This window comes from Faecalibacterium prausnitzii (assembly GCF_019967995.1).
Classification (GTDB): domain Bacteria; phylum Bacillota; class Clostridia; order Oscillospirales; family Ruminococcaceae; genus Faecalibacterium; species Faecalibacterium prausnitzii_E.
Window position 1 is genome coordinate 2,680,558 of record NZ_CP065377.1, and the last position, 16,700, is coordinate 2,697,257.

Annotated in this window: 15 protein-coding genes, 1 pseudogene and 1 CRISPR repeat array; of the genes and pseudogenes, 5 read left to right on the top strand and 11 right to left on the bottom strand. The window is 54.4% G+C overall.

Annotated features, from left to right (window positions below):
- Positions 1 to 117: 117 nt before the first annotated feature.
- Entirely contained in the window at positions 118 to 1,005 is an 888-nt protein-coding gene (gene garR / locus I5P96_RS12945) for a 2-hydroxy-3-oxopropionate reductase (protein WP_223382503.1), read from the bottom strand.
- Between the two features lie 296 nt (positions 1,006 to 1,301).
- Here garR and I5P96_RS12950 point away from each other — a divergent pair, with 296 nt between their 5' ends.
- The 4 genes from I5P96_RS12950 to I5P96_RS12965 all read left to right on the top strand — a co-directional run bounded on the left by I5P96_RS12950 (position 1,302) and on the right by I5P96_RS12965 (position 5,072).
- On the top strand, positions 1,302 to 2,150 hold the full coding sequence (locus I5P96_RS12950; protein WP_223382504.1) for an aldo/keto reductase: 849 nt from the start codon (positions 1,302 to 1,304) through the stop codon (positions 2,148 to 2,150).
- 16 nt (positions 2,151 to 2,166) lie between these two features.
- Positions 2,167 to 2,595: a PPC domain-containing DNA-binding protein gene (locus I5P96_RS12955; protein ID WP_118552280.1), complete on the top strand. Its 429-nt coding sequence runs from the start codon at positions 2,167 to 2,169 to the stop codon at positions 2,593 to 2,595.
- A 216-nt stretch (positions 2,596 to 2,811) separates the two neighbouring features.
- A complete protein-coding gene (locus I5P96_RS12960; protein WP_118552278.1) occupies positions 2,812 to 3,729 on the top strand; it encodes a dihydrodipicolinate synthase family protein in 918 nt (305 codons plus the stop codon).
- Between the two features lie 98 nt (positions 3,730 to 3,827).
- Complete coding sequence (locus I5P96_RS12965) at positions 3,828 to 5,072, top strand: glycerate kinase (RefSeq protein ID WP_223382505.1); 1,245 nt, start codon at positions 3,828 to 3,830, stop codon at positions 5,070 to 5,072.
- 533 nt (positions 5,073 to 5,605) lie between these two features.
- Here the strand turns inward: I5P96_RS12965 and I5P96_RS12970 are convergent.
- The 9 genes and pseudogenes from I5P96_RS12970 to I5P96_RS13010 all read right to left on the bottom strand — a co-directional run.
- Positions 5,606 to 6,013 carry a PTS sugar transporter subunit IIA gene (locus I5P96_RS12970; protein WP_005936609.1) on the bottom strand — a complete coding sequence of 136 codons (408 nt, stop codon included), beginning with the start codon at positions 6,011 to 6,013 and terminating at the stop codon, positions 5,606 to 5,608.
- Positions 6,007 to 7,398, bottom strand: a complete 1,392-nt coding sequence (locus tag I5P96_RS12975; RefSeq protein WP_118552274.1) for an MATE family efflux transporter — start codon at positions 7,396 to 7,398, stop codon at positions 6,007 to 6,009. Before I5P96_RS12975 ends, I5P96_RS12970 begins: the two co-directional genes overlap by 7 nt.
- Positions 7,399 to 7,472: 74 nt before the next feature.
- On the bottom strand, positions 7,473 to 8,276 hold the full coding sequence (locus I5P96_RS12980) for a ChbG/HpnK family deacetylase (RefSeq protein ID WP_005936615.1): 804 nt from the start codon (positions 8,274 to 8,276) through the stop codon (positions 7,473 to 7,475).
- Positions 8,277 to 8,290: 14 nt separating this feature from the next.
- The gene (locus I5P96_RS12985; protein ID WP_118552270.1) at positions 8,291 to 9,067 is read right to left on the bottom strand and encodes a ChbG/HpnK family deacetylase; all 777 of its coding nucleotides are present in this window, start codon (positions 9,065 to 9,067) and stop codon (positions 8,291 to 8,293) included.
- Positions 9,068 to 9,141: 74 nt separating this feature from the next.
- Positions 9,142 to 9,966 (bottom strand): PTS system mannose/fructose/sorbose family transporter subunit IID, encoded by an 825-nt coding sequence (locus I5P96_RS12990; protein ID WP_118552268.1) that lies wholly within the window; start codon positions 9,964 to 9,966, stop codon positions 9,142 to 9,144.
- On the bottom strand, positions 9,959 to 10,732 hold the full coding sequence (locus I5P96_RS12995) for a PTS mannose/fructose/sorbose/N-acetylgalactosamine transporter subunit IIC (protein WP_223382506.1): 774 nt from the start codon (positions 10,730 to 10,732) through the stop codon (positions 9,959 to 9,961). Before I5P96_RS12995 ends, I5P96_RS12990 begins: the two co-directional genes overlap by 8 nt.
- 18 nt (positions 10,733 to 10,750) lie before the next feature.
- Positions 10,751 to 11,251 carry a PTS system mannose/fructose/N-acetylgalactosamine-transporter subunit IIB gene (locus I5P96_RS13000; RefSeq protein ID WP_118552263.1) on the bottom strand — a complete coding sequence of 167 codons (501 nt, stop codon included), beginning with the start codon at positions 11,249 to 11,251 and terminating at the stop codon, positions 10,751 to 10,753.
- Between the two features lie 253 nt (positions 11,252 to 11,504).
- The gene (locus I5P96_RS13005; RefSeq protein WP_223382507.1) at positions 11,505 to 13,442 is read right to left on the bottom strand and encodes a helix-turn-helix domain-containing protein; all 1,938 of its coding nucleotides are present in this window, start codon (positions 13,440 to 13,442) and stop codon (positions 11,505 to 11,507) included.
- 354 nt (positions 13,443 to 13,796) lie between these two features.
- Positions 13,797 to 14,012 (bottom strand): annotated as a pseudogene (locus I5P96_RS13010) (SDR family oxidoreductase); the annotation flags it as partial.
- Between the two features lie 31 nt (positions 14,013 to 14,043).
- On the opposite strand from I5P96_RS13010, the gene I5P96_RS13015 reads away from it, so the two are divergent.
- Positions 14,044 to 15,297, top strand: a complete 1,254-nt coding sequence (locus I5P96_RS13015; protein WP_223382508.1) for a recombinase family protein — start codon at positions 14,044 to 14,046, stop codon at positions 15,295 to 15,297.
- A gap of 299 nt (positions 15,298 to 15,596) precedes the next feature.
- Positions 15,597 to 15,930: a CRISPR direct-repeat array (repeat unit 28 nt; unit sequence GGATCACCCCCGCGTATGCGGGGAAAAG).
- Between the two features lie 129 nt (positions 15,931 to 16,059).
- On the opposite strand, the gene cas6e is transcribed toward I5P96_RS13015, so the two are convergent.
- Positions 16,060 to 16,692 (bottom strand): type I-E CRISPR-associated protein Cas6/Cse3/CasE, encoded by a 633-nt coding sequence (gene cas6e, locus I5P96_RS13020; protein ID WP_223382509.1) that lies wholly within the window; start codon positions 16,690 to 16,692, stop codon positions 16,060 to 16,062.
- Positions 16,693 to 16,700 lie beyond the last annotated feature (8 nt).

Here is a 16,700-nt window from a genome sequence, read left to right on the forward strand (position 1 = left end):
GAAAACAAAGATCGGCGGCCCGTAAGACCGGGCCGCCGACCGCGACTCTGCCGTTTTCCGGGATCGGTCCGATCCCAGAAATATCATAGCAGAAATTCATTCAAAAGAAAAGAGGGATCAACGGCCGATCTGGATGCCGGTCAGAGCCTCGTAATACTGTGCGATGGCGCTGTGGTCGGCCTGACCCTTGCCGTGGTTGTGCAGCCACTGCAGGATCTCCTGAACCTCAGCCGTCATGGGGACGGGTGCGCCCACGGAGTGTGCGCAGTCCAGAGCGTTGTTCAGATCCTTGATGTGCAGGTCGATCTTGAAGCCGGGCTTGTCGTTGCCTTCGATCATCATGGGAGCCTTTGCATTCATGACGGTGGAGCCTGCCAGACCGCCCTTGATGGCTTGGAACACCAGCTCAGGGTCCACACCGGCCTTGTGAGCCAGAGTCAGAGCCTCGGCCAGAGCCTGAATGTTGCAGGCCACGATGATCTGGTTGGCCAGCTTGGTGGTGTTGCCTGCGCCCACATCGCCGCAGCGGACGACCGATGCGCCCATGGTCTCCAGCAGAGGCTTGTATGCGTCAAAGACTTCCTGCTTGCCGCCGACCATGAAGCTCAGGGTGCCGTCGATGGCCTTGGGCTCGCCGCCGGAAACGGGAGCGTCCAGCATCTCAACGCCCTTCTCGGCCAGAGCGGAGGAGATCTCCTTGGAAGCAACGGGGTTGATGGAGCTCATATCGATAAAGACCTGACCCTTGTGCATGAAGTTTGCAACACCGGTCTCAGGAGTCAGCATGACGCTCTTGACATGGGGGGAGTTGGGCAGCATGGTCAGCACGACATCGCACTGCTCGCCGATCTCCTGATTGGTGGCAGCCTTTGCGCCGCAGGCCACAACCTCGTCCACAGCAACCTTGTTGAGGTCGCTGACCAGCAGATCGGGGTAACCCTTCTTCAGAATGTTCTTTGCCATGGGCTTGCCCATGATACCCAGACCGATCAGACCGATTTTCATAAAACAGTACCTCCGTATTTGATAGTTGATCAATATTTTCAGAATCCGGCCTGTTGCGGATTCTATTCGACTGGGTACAGTATACCGGGAAATCCGTCCCGGAACAAGGAACAAAACGCCGAATCCGAGTGCTGCGCTTTGTGCGTTTTGCAAAAAGGTTCGTTTCTTGAAAAAGAATACGGAATTTTTTGAAATCCAAGTTTCAGATTCTTTCACCTGAGGCTTCGCGGCAATTTGCCCGCGCGGGTGCTTCGTGCTACAATAAGACCAACAGCCGGAACAGGAGGTTCGATGCAATGATTTTTACGACGCAAAGCGGCCAGTCGGTCGGCCCCATCGGTCAGGGAACATGGTATCTGGGGGAGGACCCTAGTCTGTTCCCGGAAGAATACAAGGCGCTGCGCACCGGTGTGGAGGCGGGGATGAACCTGATCGATACCGCCGAAATGTACGGTGACGGCGCAGCCGAGGAGCTGGTCGGCTTCTCCATTCAGGGAATGGACCGCAGCAAGCTCTTCCTTGTCAGCAAGGTGTACCCGTTCAATGCGGGGCAGCGGCATATCTTCACCAGTTGTGAGGACTCGCTGCGCCGGATGAAGACGGATTATCTGGATCTATATCTGCTGCACTGGCGCGGCAGCATCCCCCTGCGGGAGACCGTCGAATGCATGGAAGAGCTGAAAGCGAAAGGCCGCATCCGGGAATGGGGCGTTTCCAATCTGGACACGGCCGATATGCAGGAGCTGTTCGCTAAGCCGGACGGCACGCACTGTGCCGCCGAGCAGGTCCTTTATAATGTGAGCAGCCGGGGCATCGAGTACGATCTGCTGCCCCTGATGCAGCAGCATCAGATCCCTGTCATGGCCTACTGCCCGCTGGCGCAGGCCGGGCAGCTGCGCCGGGGCCTGATGCGTCACCCTACCCTGCAGGCCCTTGCCGGGCAGCACCATGCCACCGTGCCGCAGATCATGCTGGCCTTCCTGCTGGCCCGTCCGGGGGTGATCCCCATCCCCCGCACCGGCCGTGCCGAGCACACGCTGCAGAACGCCCGCGCCGCAGAGATCCGTCTGTCCGCCGAAGAGCTTGCCCTGCTGGACAAGGCCTTTGCTCCGCCGCAGCGGAAGGTCCGTCTCGAAATCGTCTGATACAGGAGGTTTTATTATGGAGTATCGCAAATTCGGTTCCACTTACATTCTGCGCATCGACCGCGGCGAGGAGATCCTTGCCTCCATCACCACCCTGTGCAACGCCGAAAAGATCCGGCTGGGCAGCGTCAGCGGCATCGGTGCCGTCGGCGAGGTGACCCTCGGCGTCTTCAACCGGGAAAAGTTTGCTTACGAGTCCACCACCTATACCGGCGACTACGAGATCGCATCCTGCTCCGGCACCATCACCACCAAGGAGGGGGAGACGTACCTCCACATCCATATGGCGGTCGGAAATGCCGTGAAGGACGAGTGCCACGGCGGACACCTGAACCGCGCCGTTGTCAGCCTGACCGGTGAGTTCGTCATCCAGCAGCTGGACGGCACCGTCGAGCGGGAGTATTCCCCGGAAGTCGGGCTGAATCTGTTCAAGTTTTCGGAATGACCCGGCGAACGAATCGTTTCAGACATTTCAAACCAAAGATTTCATTTTTTGAAATTTTTATCTTTCTTCCAGATTCGCCCCGGTTGTTTTGGCTGAATGTCCATTGCAACTCGTTCCGATGCCCGGTAGAATAAAACTGATAAGACCCTCTTTTTTCTGAAACCCGTCAGCCGCGGGGTCGGCTGATAAAAATATGACCAAACAGGAGTGAATATTATGTACAAGCCTTACGGTATCATCCCTCCCATCATCACCCCCTTCGACGAGGAAGGAAAGGTGAACTATGATTCCCTTGCCAAAATGTCGGTCTATCTGGTCGAGAACGGCGTGCACGGCCTGTTCCCGTTCGGCACCACCGGCGAGTTCTATGCCGTCAGCGACGAAGAATACGTCAAGGCGCTGGAGACGGTCCGCGACGCAGTGAAGGGAATGACCAACTGCTACGGCAAGCCGATCCAGTTGATGGCCGGCTGCAGCCACATCACCACCCGCGGCGTCATCCGGCTGATCCATCTGGTGGAGCAGGTGGGCGGCTATGATGCCGTCAGCGTGCTGACCCCCATGTTCGTCAGCCAGACGCAGGATGAGCTGTACCAGTACTACAAGACCATCGCCGAAAGCACGAAGATGCCCGTGCTCATGTACAACAATAAGCCCAAGACCAACGTGACCATTGCCCCCGCAACCGTGGCACGTCTGGCAAAGGACTGCCCCAACATCATCGGTGTCAAGGATTCCACCGGCGATATGACCAACTGCGAGGAGTATCTTCGCCTGACCGCAGATCAGCGCGACCACTTCAACGTCATGATGGGCCGCGATACCATGATCCACGCCGCCCTTGCCTATGGCTGCTCCGGCGCTGTGGCAAGCTGCGCCAACGTGGCCCCCCGCGTGGTGGCCGATATCTACGACAAGTATGTGGCCGGTGATCTGGCCGGTTCTCTGGAAGCACAGTACCGGCTGGCTCCCCTGCGCATTGCCACCAATATGGGCACCTTCCCCGAAGTCATCAAGGAGAGCCTGAACCTTCTGGGCATCCCGGTGGGCAAGTGTCTGGACCCCATCCAAGAGCTGAAGCCTGAGGAAAAGGAAAAGCTGCGTCAGGTCCTTGTGGACATGAAGCTGATCTGATATCCTGAGACTGTATCCGGGCGGCGTACGGCGAAAAAGGTCGTCCGCCGCCTTTTGTTGTTTGTCTGGCCCGGAGCCGGGCCTGTAAAGGAGCCGCTATGAATACAACCCTGCGAAAAGATGCCGACCAGATCATCGCTGCAAGCCTGAAGGCCGTTCTGCCGGACGAGGCCGTTTTCCGCGCCCTGAAGAGCTTCCGCCCCGGAACGGGCCGGACCCTTCTGGTGGCTGCCGGAAAAGCTGCATGGCAGATGGCAAATGCCGCCGTAAAGGCACTGGGCCGGGTGGATGACGGTGTCGTCGTTACAAAATACGGTCACGTCAAAGGGGAGATCCCCGGCGTGACGTGCTATGAAGCCGGACATCCCGTCCCGGATGAAAACAGCTTTTCCGCCACCCGGAAGGCAGTGGAACTGGTACAGGGACTGACGGCAGAGGACCGGGTCCTGTTCCTGCTGTCGGGCGGAGGCAGCGCGCTGTTTGAGCTGCCGCTGGTGCCCGGCCCGGAGCTGCAGGACATCACCGGCCAACTGCTGGCCTGCGGCGCAGACATCGTGGAAATGAATACCCTGCGCAAGCGGCTGTCCGGCGTCAAGGGCGGCCGGTTCGCGCAGCTCTGTGCCCCGGCTCAGGTGTTCAGCATCGTCCTAAGCGATATTCTGGGCGACCCGCTGGATATGATCGCCAGCGGCCCGGCCGTTCCGGATACTTCCACCTGTGCCGAGGCGCTGGCCATCGCCGAAAAATATCAGCTGAAACTTTCGGCGGAAGCCCGGCATCTGCTGACGCAGGAGACCCCCAAAACGCTGGATAACGTGACCACACAGATCACCGGCAGCGTCCGGGAACTGTGCGCCGCCGCAGAGACCGAATGCCGCGCGTTGGGCTACGAGCCGATGATCCTGTCCGACCAGCTCTGCTGCGAGGCACGGGAAGCCGGAAGCTTTCTGGCCAGTATCCTGCGGACCTACGCAGGCAGCAAGAAGCCGCTGGCCTTCCTTGCCGGAGGAGAGACGGTGGTCCACCTGACCGGCAAGGGTCTGGGCGGACGGAATCAGGAACTTGCGCTGGCTGCCGCCCCCGGCATTGCCGGGCTGGACGCCTGTGTCTTTTCCGTGGGCAGTGACGGCACCGACGGCCCCACGGATGCGGCCGGCGGTTATGTGGACGGTGCTTCCGCTGCTGCCCTGAAGGAGAAAGGGCTGGACGTGTTCGAGGTCCTGCAGAACAACGATGCCTACCATGCGCTTCAGGCGATCGATGCCCTTATCGTCACCGGCCCCACCGGCACCAACGTCAATGACGTCGCCGTGGCGCTGCTTATCCCGTCGGAGGTGCGCTGAGTCCCGGCAGGGGGCTTGTCATGCCGGGGCGTCTTCTGAGCGGTACGGGGGCCTGCGCCCTGTATCCGTTCCGTGAATAAATAACCAAGGCTCACCGCCAGATGGACGGTGAGCCTTTTTTGGGTGCGCTTCTTTGCTTGGCCTAGGATATTCAGCCGAAACGGAAGGTTTATTCCGTTTTGCGGCATCAAAACAAGACGCAAAAACTCCCGCCAGCTTCCGGTTGCGGAAGCTGGCGGGAGTTGATCGTTTATTGGTGCTTTCTCAAGCCCTCACGCAATTACTTGCGGGGGTTCTTGATCGCAGCCTGAGTGGGTGCCAAAATCGCAGAGCGTTGGGAATCATTCTTCTCCCTCCGGGTGCTGCTCAACGCTTCCTTTTGAACTGAGCATCATCGGCTTGCGATGTCTTTTTACTTCTTCTATGGGAGCAGGAGGCCGCGAGCTTGAGTCTCGCCACTCTGACCGCAAGAAAAGCCACGATGAAACGTCACAATATGAACATTTGTCGTGGCTTTTCCTACTGCTTTTTCCTTAGAAGAAGGATTCATCCTCTGTCTCATTGGTTTCCAGATTTACCCTGCGCAGATAGCTGCGGCTTTCCTCCAGAATCTCCTCCAGTCGCTCATCGGACAATTCTTCCTCACACAAGACGTTCATCATGAATGTCATGTTGACGCCGCTGACCAGACGCGTGTTCGGCTTCTGGAGATATGGATACATTGACTGATTGACGCTGCCTCCATACAGATCGCTGCAAAGCAGGACTTGATCCTCAGCAGAAACGGTTTTGTAGAAATCATCCAGATGCTCCTGCACGGTATCGTTGTCTACATAGGCATCAAAAACCGTCAGATTTTGTTGCGCTCCCAGAAGGATCTCGCAGGAACTCCTGATGCCGCTGGCAAAGCGGCCATGAGAGGACAGAAAAATCTTTAACATGAATCGGCATTCCTTTCTTCCGTACTGTCGGAGACGATCCGAAAGCATTTTTTACTTTTGAAACGGAACAGACACACAAAAACCTTGATGATCCAGTCCAGTTTCATGCAGACATATACGACAAATGCCGGCAACTTCAAGACAACACCGGTGAGCCATCCAAGTGGAATGGAAATCAGCCAAAGAAATGTGGCATCAATCATCATGCAGAACCGTGTGTCTCCACCGCCCCGCAGGATACCCTTTGTCAGCACGGACTGCAGTGCCTGAAATACAATGATAAAGCTGATCGCGTCCAGGAGCTGCATGGCAATGTCATGTGTTTCAACGGAAAGGTTGTAGGCATTGACCACAAACGGCCCGATGATCATTAAAATGAGGCTGGTTCCCAGGCTAAACAACACGGTCAAGATGATCATGGTTGTGCTTTCCCGGTAAGCCTTGTCCAATTTGCCGCTTCCCACATTGTTTCCGGTGATCACGGCCGCGGCCTGTCCGATGCCTTGTGTCATGACTGTGCAAAGGCGCTGGATCATGGCAACGATGGAATTGGCCGCTACAAACGATGTTCCGATGTGGCCGATGATGACCGAGACCATGCTGTTGCCGATACCCAGAAGCATGTCAGAGCACAGAACCGGAATGCAGTATTTGCAGTATGTACCCAGCAGATCTCCGACCGGCATCCAAAGATCCCGGATGCGGAAGCGCAACTGCTTTTCCTGGAAGAAGAAGTGTCCGCCGATCACGATCAGCTCAAACAGACGGGCAAGAACGGTTCCGATTGCGGCACCGGCAATCTGCATCTGTGGCACACCAAAGTGACCAAAAATAAAGACCCAGTTAAAAAAGATGTTGACGAAGAAACTGCCAATCGATGTGTAGAGCGGGATCTTTACATCATGAATAGACCGCAGAATCAAGGTCAGGGTCATTGTGATGGCCATCATTACAAAAGAAGCTGTGCTGTACCGGAGATAAATTGCACCCTTTTCGATCACAGCAGTGTCGGCTGTATAGATCCGGAGAAGCTCCTCCGGGAAAAACAACGAGATCACCATGCAGACGACGGCCACAGAGAGAATTACACGCAGCATGATCGCAACCGTCTTTTTCACATTGTTGTAGTCGCCTTTGCCATAAAACTGCGCACTGAGAACGGATGCACCGCCACCGACGCCCATACAGGCGATCTGGAACAGGTTGATAAAATCATTTGCCAGCGAAGAACCGGAAAGCTGTATCTCACCAAAGCTGCCCAGCATCACAGTGTCCATAATGTTCACGCCCACCGTGATCATATTCTGGATGATCACAGGAAGTGCAAGCATCAGCATCAGCCTGTAAAAGCCTGGTTCCTTTACCAATAGTGTCTTTTTTTCCATTTTGTCATCATATGCTCCATTTTTTCCAGTGGCGCATATCCCTTTATGCGTTTTAAGCGCAGATGCGCGGTGGTTTATTTCGCGTGCTCTGCCAGATACTGATCAAAGCTGATCAGCTCAATGCCGTTTGCCTTGACCCATTCCTTGATCTTCGGCGAGCAGAGCGCTTCGAGTTCTCTGCCGCGGATGACGGAAAAAGTCGACATATTTTGCAATTCACCATCGCAGTAACCGCAGTGGGTTGCAAGCATCGCATACGGTGCATTGAAGTCGAACTCACAGCCGCCAGAAAGAATATGCCCGATGACATCCGTTGCACCCTGTTCAGCCAGACCGTAAGATGGCTTGCGGTCATTCGGGTCGACCTTCATGTTTTTATAGTACCAGCGTGTGCCGACCGGCAGATCCTTCAGACCAAAGCAGTTCAGCAGTACGCCATATTCCTCTGCAATATCCACCATGGCCTGCTCGACTTCCGGTGTGGAAAGCGAATGCCCTGCAAAGTAGCACGGCTTGCGGCCCACAATTTCGATGAAATTTTCGACCTGCTGTTTCATTTCACGGTAGATCTGGTCGTAAGGAATCTCATACAGATTTTCCAGTTTGCGGCGGGTCGAAGAAATAAAAATGCCGTTTTCATCCACCAGTGCAGGGATGTCCTTCGGGTCGCTGGCGGGCAGCCCGGACACAAGATTCAGGTCCTGACCAACCGAAACATGCGGATACTTTTTCAACTCGTTCACCGCATAGCGGGCCTGTGCAGCATTGTTTGTCATCAGGCCCACATCAGTCAGAATCCCGCAGCGGGCTGCGCGCAGGCAGCCGTCGGTGATGCTGTCGGTCATGGCATAATCGGCGCCTCGTACAATCAGTTTCATCTGTTTCTCCTTTCTTATTTCAGGTCACGGTATGTGATCAGCTCAACGTTGTTGCGGAGGATCCAGTTCTTCACAAAGTCCGAGGTGAATACTTCGTGATCTTTGCAGCGGATGACCGAATAGGTTGTGTAACGGAACAGATCTGCATCCACAAAGCCGACATGACCGCCCAAAAGGACGTATTCGTGCCCCATTGCCTCATCCAGATGTTCCCGGACATACGCCAGTGCATCGGTTTCCAGCTGCTTTTCCACCGTGAAAGGCTTGGTATTGTAACCGTTGGCAGCCCAGTACATATTCACCTTTTTGTGGCAGTCTGCGCTGTACGGAACGCCGCTTTCTTCCGACAGGGTCCGGATCGCCCGGATATAGGCCGGGCTGCTGCGGCTGATGGAGTGTCCGTGCAGATATTCCGGCGGCTGCCCTGCAAGACGGACAAAGTGCTTCAGCTGTGCCCGCAGTTCGGTCAGCACCTGTTCGTAGGGCCACAACTCTTCCTTACCAAAGCGCGGATCTGCCATTTTGACGGTGGAACGGATAAAATGTCCGTCCTGATCCACCAGGTCCGGGAGCAGTTCCGGGTCAGAGACCGGATCTCCGGAGACAATATTGAAGTCGATGCCAAAGCACACCTGCGGATAATCTTGGATAAAGGATGCGGCGTGCTCGCTTTCCGGCATATTTACAAACAACCCGGTATTCCGGACGACACCGTTTTCAATTGCATCCAGAATGCCACAGGTCACACCACGGGTAAATCCGTAGTCGTCCGATTGCGTCAGCAGTTTCATTTCGACCTCTCCCTTCTCAACATAAAAACCAGGGAAGGAAGGTGCTTTGCGAGCCTTCCTTCCCCGTCACAATTTTACAGAATACCAACCAGCGAGAGCAAAATGCATCCACCCATAATGATGAAGATCAGTTTGACTGGGGTCAGGCCCTTCTGCAGAGCCTTATAGCTACCCCACCAGAGAACAAGGCTGAGCAGACCAGGCATCACATTGTCCAGAATGCCCTGAATGTTGATTTCTGCGCCGTTGACCACCGGTGCCAGAGCAATGTTGATCTTGATATTGGAAGCAATCAGAACACCGACCATCATGGCACCCAGAATGCCGGCAACTTCCATCAGCATAGAAATAATGCCGGATTCCGAAGCCTGATCGATCAAAGAGGTGCCGGTGCGGTAACCGGTCATGAACAGCACATACTTGAGTGCAAGAAGACCGAAGCCGAACATTGCTACAAACAGCAGTGGTCCAAGAAGATTGCCGTCGGCTGCAATTCCGATGGCGATGCCGGCTACGATAACACGGACACAGTTGAAGAAGAACGAGTCACCAATACCGGCCAGGGGGCCCATCAGGGATGCAATGACACTGGTGATCGTGCCGGGTTCCACGTTGCCCTTTTCTGCGCGTTCCTTTTCCATTGCACAGGCAATGCCTGCCAACAGACCATACATGGTCTGGTTTGTGTTGATGTACTCTGAAGCGTGGCGGGTAAGCGCTTCTTTTTTGGCTTCGTCATCCTGATAATATTTTTCAATAACCGGTGCCGTGGACAGCACCATGGCACGTCCCTGACCAACCACATTGCTGGTGGTGCGCATGCAGGACAGAGAGCCCCAATAGCATTTGTTCAGGATCTTTTTTTCTTCCGGCGAAATCGTATTCTGCTTATTAGGCATAGAAATCGTCACCTCCAACCGTATTTTCAACCTGCTTCAGAGCACGAGAACGATCAAAGACCATGTAGGCACAGACAAAGCCGAGGATTGCCACGGAGAGCACCGGCATTGCCAGATATTTGGTCAGAACAAAGCCAACCAGAACGAACGGTACGGTGTACTTCGAGAAAATGGCCTGGGTCGTCAGCGCCAGGCCGACGACCACCAGCATGCCGCCGGATGCCGACAGACCATTCATCAGCCAGGCGGGGATCGCATCGAATGTGGTCGTGATCACGGTGGATCCGAAGTAGCAGCACAGGAAGATGACGGCAGTATCCAGCAGGTGCTGGAGCACGATGGCCTGGAACCAGACCAGACGGTTGTACTTTTTGACATCGCCCTGCTTGGCGGCGTTCATCAGGGGCACTTCCATCAGGTTGCCAACCATTGTGGTGACCGGCATCAGGCCAAGGCACAGAGCACCGATCGGAACTGCGATTGCAATGCCCTCCTCCATGGAGATCCCGGACAGGATCGCGAGGCCCACGCCAACTGCCGTACCCGAACGATAATCGGCTGCGAGAGAGCCGCCGATGCCGGAAATGCCCATATAAACAGCTTCCAGCGAGGCACCCATTATAACGCCGGTCTTCAGATCACCGCAGAGCCAACCGATCACTGTGCCCAGCACGATCGGGCGGGTCATGGTCTGCCATCCCAAAATGCCGTCAATCAGCCATGTGATCCAGTAAGCAAACGCTACAAGCAATGCAGGAACTAACATACTGTGTTTCCTCCTTTTTTATTTCCAATCAGCCTTTTCCGCTGCTGCAACAAAGGCCTTCAGGGACGTTTTTTCAGTCGAGGGCAGGCTTTGGACATAAGCGTCCGCAACACGTTCGCTGATCTCCTTCAATGCACCAAGATCGTCCCGATCCAACTGCACATACATAGAAACGCTTGCGGTATGTTCTGCCTTGCGGTTGTGGTAATTACCCAAGTTGACATTTTTCAGTCCCAGCGCCGAAACCAGTTTCAGCGCATCCTTGGGGTTGTCCGTCAGCAAAAAAATCTTCATGCGTTCTGCGCGCGGATCCTGCAGAAGTCCGATCACCTCGTCCACGCTGCGAACATGGGTCTTTTTGCCCGGCGGCGCTGCAATCAGCAGCATTTTCTTTTTGAGCGGGTTCTGGGCCGCTTCGTCGCTTGCACATACGATGGTGTCGATGTCCAATGCCTTTGACCAGCTGGTTGCAACCTGACCATGGATCAGACGTTCATCAATTCTGAGCAAAGCAATCATTGTGTGTCCTCCTTTTTTGATGTGGATCACTTTCCGGAAAAGTTTCTGAGTGTATTATAACAAGTCTGCCACAGACTTTCCTTGTCTGATTTTTTCGAGCACTTTACATAAAAAATTGCATCATTGTACAAATTTGACAAGCTCATATGCTTGCTTTTGACAAAGTGCACAAAAAACACCACACAGGATCCCACGCTCCCTCAGAGAGCGCAGGAATTCTATGCGGTGTTGTCGTTTTTTCAAAAGGGCAGCATCATTTGAGCAGCCGGTTGATCTGATTGTTCAGCGTTTCCGGGCAGGGGCAGCTGGTAAGCGTAGCCCAGAACAGCGGGTCCTGTATCAGCTCGTAGAGCAGCAAATTGATGATCCGGATGTTTTGGGCATTTACACGTCCGGAAAGCAGCAGATAACGGGAGACTCGCTTGTCACCGACCCGGAGCCGACTTTTCAATTTCCCGAACTGCAGCAGACTGTGTGGCGCCGTCTGTTGCGTGAGAAGCAGAACCAGACAGTCATTCACACAGATCGTTTTCTTCTGGATTTCTTCCACCGTGAAAGCAGCAACGGGAAAGGCACAGCTCTCTGCCAGAAGCTCTTCGGCCCACCCATCACTCAGCTTCAGCTCCTGGGTGCGGATATCTTCTTTTTTCAGGTCATTTCCAAACAGGTCCCGCAGCATCTGAAGATAGGCATTGATGTTGTTGAGATCGTTCCGGATCTCTGCATATGAAAAAAACAGCGGATCGTTGGACAGGCGTTCATCGCACAGGATCAGATCATACTTTTTCCGAGCCTCCGGGATGTTTTCCAGCATGTCAACATAGGTACAGCATTCCACCGAGCTGTAATACCGCGGGTTCAGCTTTGCAAGGAGAAGGTTCCGGATCATTTCGGGAGCATAAATGTCGGAACGGGCGGTGATCCCGATGCGGAGCCGCGGCGCAGCATAATCCATCCCCTGAATATAAAAGGCAATCAGTTCACACAGCGGAGCACAGCAGATTCCGGCCGCCTCGTTTCCATAGCGTTCCGCAAGGAGCTGCTGGATGTTCTGGTAGAGAAGCATCACCAGCGGATAGTCCGAGATCATCTGTGCCCGGCTTTCAGAGTGCCCTGCATGTTCGGACAGCAAACCCATCTGATGGTGAATGATCAGGCGGTAGAGCGTTGTCCGGAGAATGGAACTGTACAGGCCGGTGATGGAGAAGCCGTAACTTCGCAGCAGATAGCCATCCACCATGCGGTACAGGTCGTTGGCTTCCTCGGGAAAGGTTGCTTCCACAAAGGCGCAGAACTCCTCCGGTTCGTCATACATTTCAAACAACATCATGGCAACCGATAAAATCTCCTGTTCGGAAAATGCTTCCCCGCCAAAACAGGACCGGGTAATGTCCGCACTGATCTTCATCAGCCGTTCGGAGCTGCGGACATAGCCGATGATGGCCGGATGGATGTTTTCAAAACCGGAAAATATCCTTCCCTGCCGGATGCGCAGGTGCTGGAAGAAGATATAATACGTCAGCCGCCGGACCTGTGCCTGGGAATAATTGCAGCTATTATGCAGCAGCGCTTCATACACTTTCTCCCGAAGCACGGGGTAGTGCGGATTGCTGAGCCCTTCCGCGATCTCAGGATAATCTTCTTCCGGAATAACGTTCACGTCCAGCAGACTATAGATCGCCATCAGACAGCGCCGGATGTTCCATTCGTTGCCCATAGGGTACACTCCGTAATGGGGCGCGTTTTCCAGCCGGATGTTATAACTTTGCAAAAAGGTGCGGCAAAGTTTGATTGCATTGCGCAGATTGCTGCGGGAAAATCCCATTGTTTCTGACACAGCATCCAAATCCGTATGGTCATTGGCAAGAAGAATCTTTCTGGCAATATAAAGCCCTCTGACCAGTTCGCTCCGGTTTGTAAGGTTTCTGCGGTGGCGATTGTAGAAGGACCACATCCCCTTATAGTGCTGCTGAAACTGTTTCTCATCGGTGACGGTCCAATGGATCCGGTTTTCTTCAAAATGATACTCGATCCCATAGAACTTTTGCAGTTCTTTCAGACGCTGCTGACAGATGCTGTACTCATAGCGGCTCATTCCAAAATGCCGGATAAAGTATTCCGGAGTTAGATCTGGCCGCAGGATGATATAACATGCCTTTTTGTAATCGTCAATCGAATAATCCTGAAACATATTGCGCATCCCCTTTTGCCCGAACACCGTAAAGATTCCCTGTGCCTGACACCCACTGAATTTCCGGTTCTGCTGTGTAGCTTGTCGGCAGTTGTCATAAGTGTACTACATCGTTTTGCACTTTACAAGAACTGCCCGGTGTGATTTTCTCAGATGCATGGATTCTGGAGCACTTACGCCGCCATGCTTTCAATAAAAAGTCAAGAAATATGAAATAACATTGGCTCGACAAATTATGAACAATCATCCGCGAAAGAAGCACTTGGGAAAAAGAAGGTCGACATACGACAAAAGCCGCCCGGAAGCGTCTGAGAACGTTTCCGGGCGGCTTTCTGTTTGTTTTAAAGGACGGAGTTACTTGGGCTGACGGCCGCTGTAAGCCAGGATGCCGCCATCGGCGTACAGGATCTGGCCGTTGACGAAGTCAGAAGCATAGCTGGCTAGGAACACGCAGGGGCCCACCATGTCCTCGGGGTCGCCCCAGCGGCCGGACGGGGTCTTAGCGCAGATGAAGGTGTCGAAGGGGTGACGGCTGCCGTCCGGCTGGGTCTCGCGCAGGGGAGCGGTCTGGAGCGCATGGCAAAGGTCGTTACTACCATTCATGACCTGGTGGGTGATTAAGGTCAACCGTACATACGTTATCAACGAGGAACAGGCTGCTACCATACGAATGGTTTTCACGCTCTATTCTCAGGGCTACGGGGAAAAGGCGATTGTCAATGAACTTTCCCGGCTGGGTCGTAAGGATGGGCACGGAAACGTCAGTTGGTCCTGTACAAAAATCAGCCGCATCCTTCGTAACGCAACGTATATGGGCTATGTCTGCTACAACAAGTCCAAGGTCAACAACTATCTTGAAAAGAAACGCATCAACAATCTGGACGAAACTTCCTTCGTCTATGTAAAAGGCAACTTTGAGCCGATCGTATCAGAAAGCCTTTGGCATGAATGTGAGCGCATCCGCAAGTCCCGTATTTCCAGCCTGCGCCTTCCTGATGGAGAAACAAGGCGTAAAGGAGCCAGAACTACCAAGAATCTGTGGGTGTCAAAACTTCGCTGCCGCTGCGGTTCTTCCTACCGCATTTTCAACTGGCGTAAACTGAAGGACGGAACGCCGGTCTTTGGCTACCAGTGCAATATGCGAACCGTCAACCCGACCCGTTCCTTCGTTCTGGAACACAACATGACCCAGCAGCTCAGTTGTGATGCCATCTCCATCCCGGAGTGGAAGCTGGAGCTGATGGCGAAGAAGATCTTTGAAAAGGTCTGGGGCAATCAGAACAAAGCCATCCTTCGAGCCTGTAAGATGATCGAAAGCTGCCAGAACGGAAAAGCCATCACACGAATGTCTGCTGCACCGATTCGGAGCCAGATTGAAAAAATCAAAAAGCGCAAGCTGAACTACGCTGCCATGCGTGCAGACGGCGAACTGCCACGAGAAGAATATCAAGCCCTTTGCAAACAGGCAGATGACGAGATTGCCTGCTTAGAGCAGGAGTTGAAAGCCCTCTCCCCTGCGCCCGAACTGCAGACGGTTTCTTCGGACATGAAAGCGATCTACGATTTTCTCTCTCAGAAGGTCGATGTACACGGTGCCTGTCTTGCGCCCGAATTGATTGAGCAGTTCGTTGAAGTCGTCACCCCTATTGCCGATTACTCCTACCGCTGGAAGCTGAACACCGGCTGCAAGAAGTCCAAAGAGGAGCGCACCGATCTGATGGCTGTATCGGAAAAGCCCATCCTCACCTTCACCATCGACTTTGAAACCGCCAAGCGTTACCGGGAAGCCAACAAGATGCCCCACCAGTTCCGCCGTGCAGCGTGGACCGACCTGACTGTGGAGGTGTATCTGTGATGCTTCTGGGAAGCGCCCCCGTGTTAAACGCAATTCACCTCATACATGAGCAAACAAATAAGGCCAACCGCTAAAATTGGCGGTGAGCCTTATTTGTTTGCTTGATTTTTAACGATAATTCGTCATAAAGTCCTTATGCTCTTGGGTTTTTAATAGCAGCCTGAGCAAGTGCCAAAATTACAGAGTTCTCCTTTCCAGAAACATCATTTCATTTTTAGTTTAGCCTGTGGCTGTTTTTTCGTAAGCCCCGCGTATGCGGGGAAAAACCGTTGCTCACGCTGTTGTCTGCGGCGTTGTTGGGGTCACCCCCGCGTATGCGGGGAAAAGCATGAGCCAGCGCAGCTTGCCGTTGTTGTACTTGGGATCACCCCCGCGTATGCGGGGAAAAGTACGACTGCTCCGGCCAGAAGTTCACGAACTGGGGATCACCCCCGCGTATGCGGGGAAAAGGGACACTTCCGAACTGAAGTATGTGCGTGATGAGGATCACCCCCGCGTATGCGGGGAAAAGCGGCTGTACAGCTTGCCCTGCCACCAGAAGTGGGGATCACCCCCGCATATGCGGGGAAAAGTCAATCTCCGCGCCCAGGTCTGGCCCCTCGACGGGATCACCCCCGCGTATGCGGGGAAAAGTCTGTAACGGTGATCGCGCCGTCCTGTCGGCCAAGGGTGCAGTGTTCCAGATACAGAAACGTCATCCGGTCTTTCACCTGTGGCAGCGCCTGTAGGCCCGGCCGAATCATGCCCGGCATCTCGTCCATCTCAGTTTCCTCCGCGCATAATGGTCATCAGCCCAAGGCCATAGGCCTTGCCGCGCCCCATGCCCTGACACAGCAGTGCCCGGAACTGTTCCGCATCGGTCACCTGTAAAATGCCCTCATAGGTCACTGCCAGCAGGGTCACCGGCCGGGTGCCGTGCTTGGCAAAGTGCTGCCACTGCACCCTGGTCACGGTAAATCCCTCGTCCCGCAGAGCAAAGCCGTGCTTTGCAGCGCGCTCCAACAGCCACTGCTTCTGGTACTGTGTCGTGCAATGTGCGGCCACAGTTCCCCGCGCTGCGGGGTTTTTGGTGTCTTTGCAGCTTTTGGTGGGGTTTGCAGTCAGCCGGAACTGCCAGCAACTGCCCGGCTCCACCCGCTGCAAAAGCGGGTCGTAGCTGCGGGTCTCCGCAGCCGCTCCGGTGCCAAACTGCTCCACCACGCCGGATAGCTCCGGTGCATCCTCGCTGAGCAGCAGCAGATACAGCTGCTCTCCCAGACGATCCAACCGCCACAGCCTGCGACAGCGCTCCCCTCCAAAAGCGCTTTCCACTGCACCATGCAATTTTTGCGGTGCCGCCAGCGCAGCCATGGTGCTGCGGCGAGTGGGATCGAGTTCTACCCGTGATAAATACATTCTCTCGC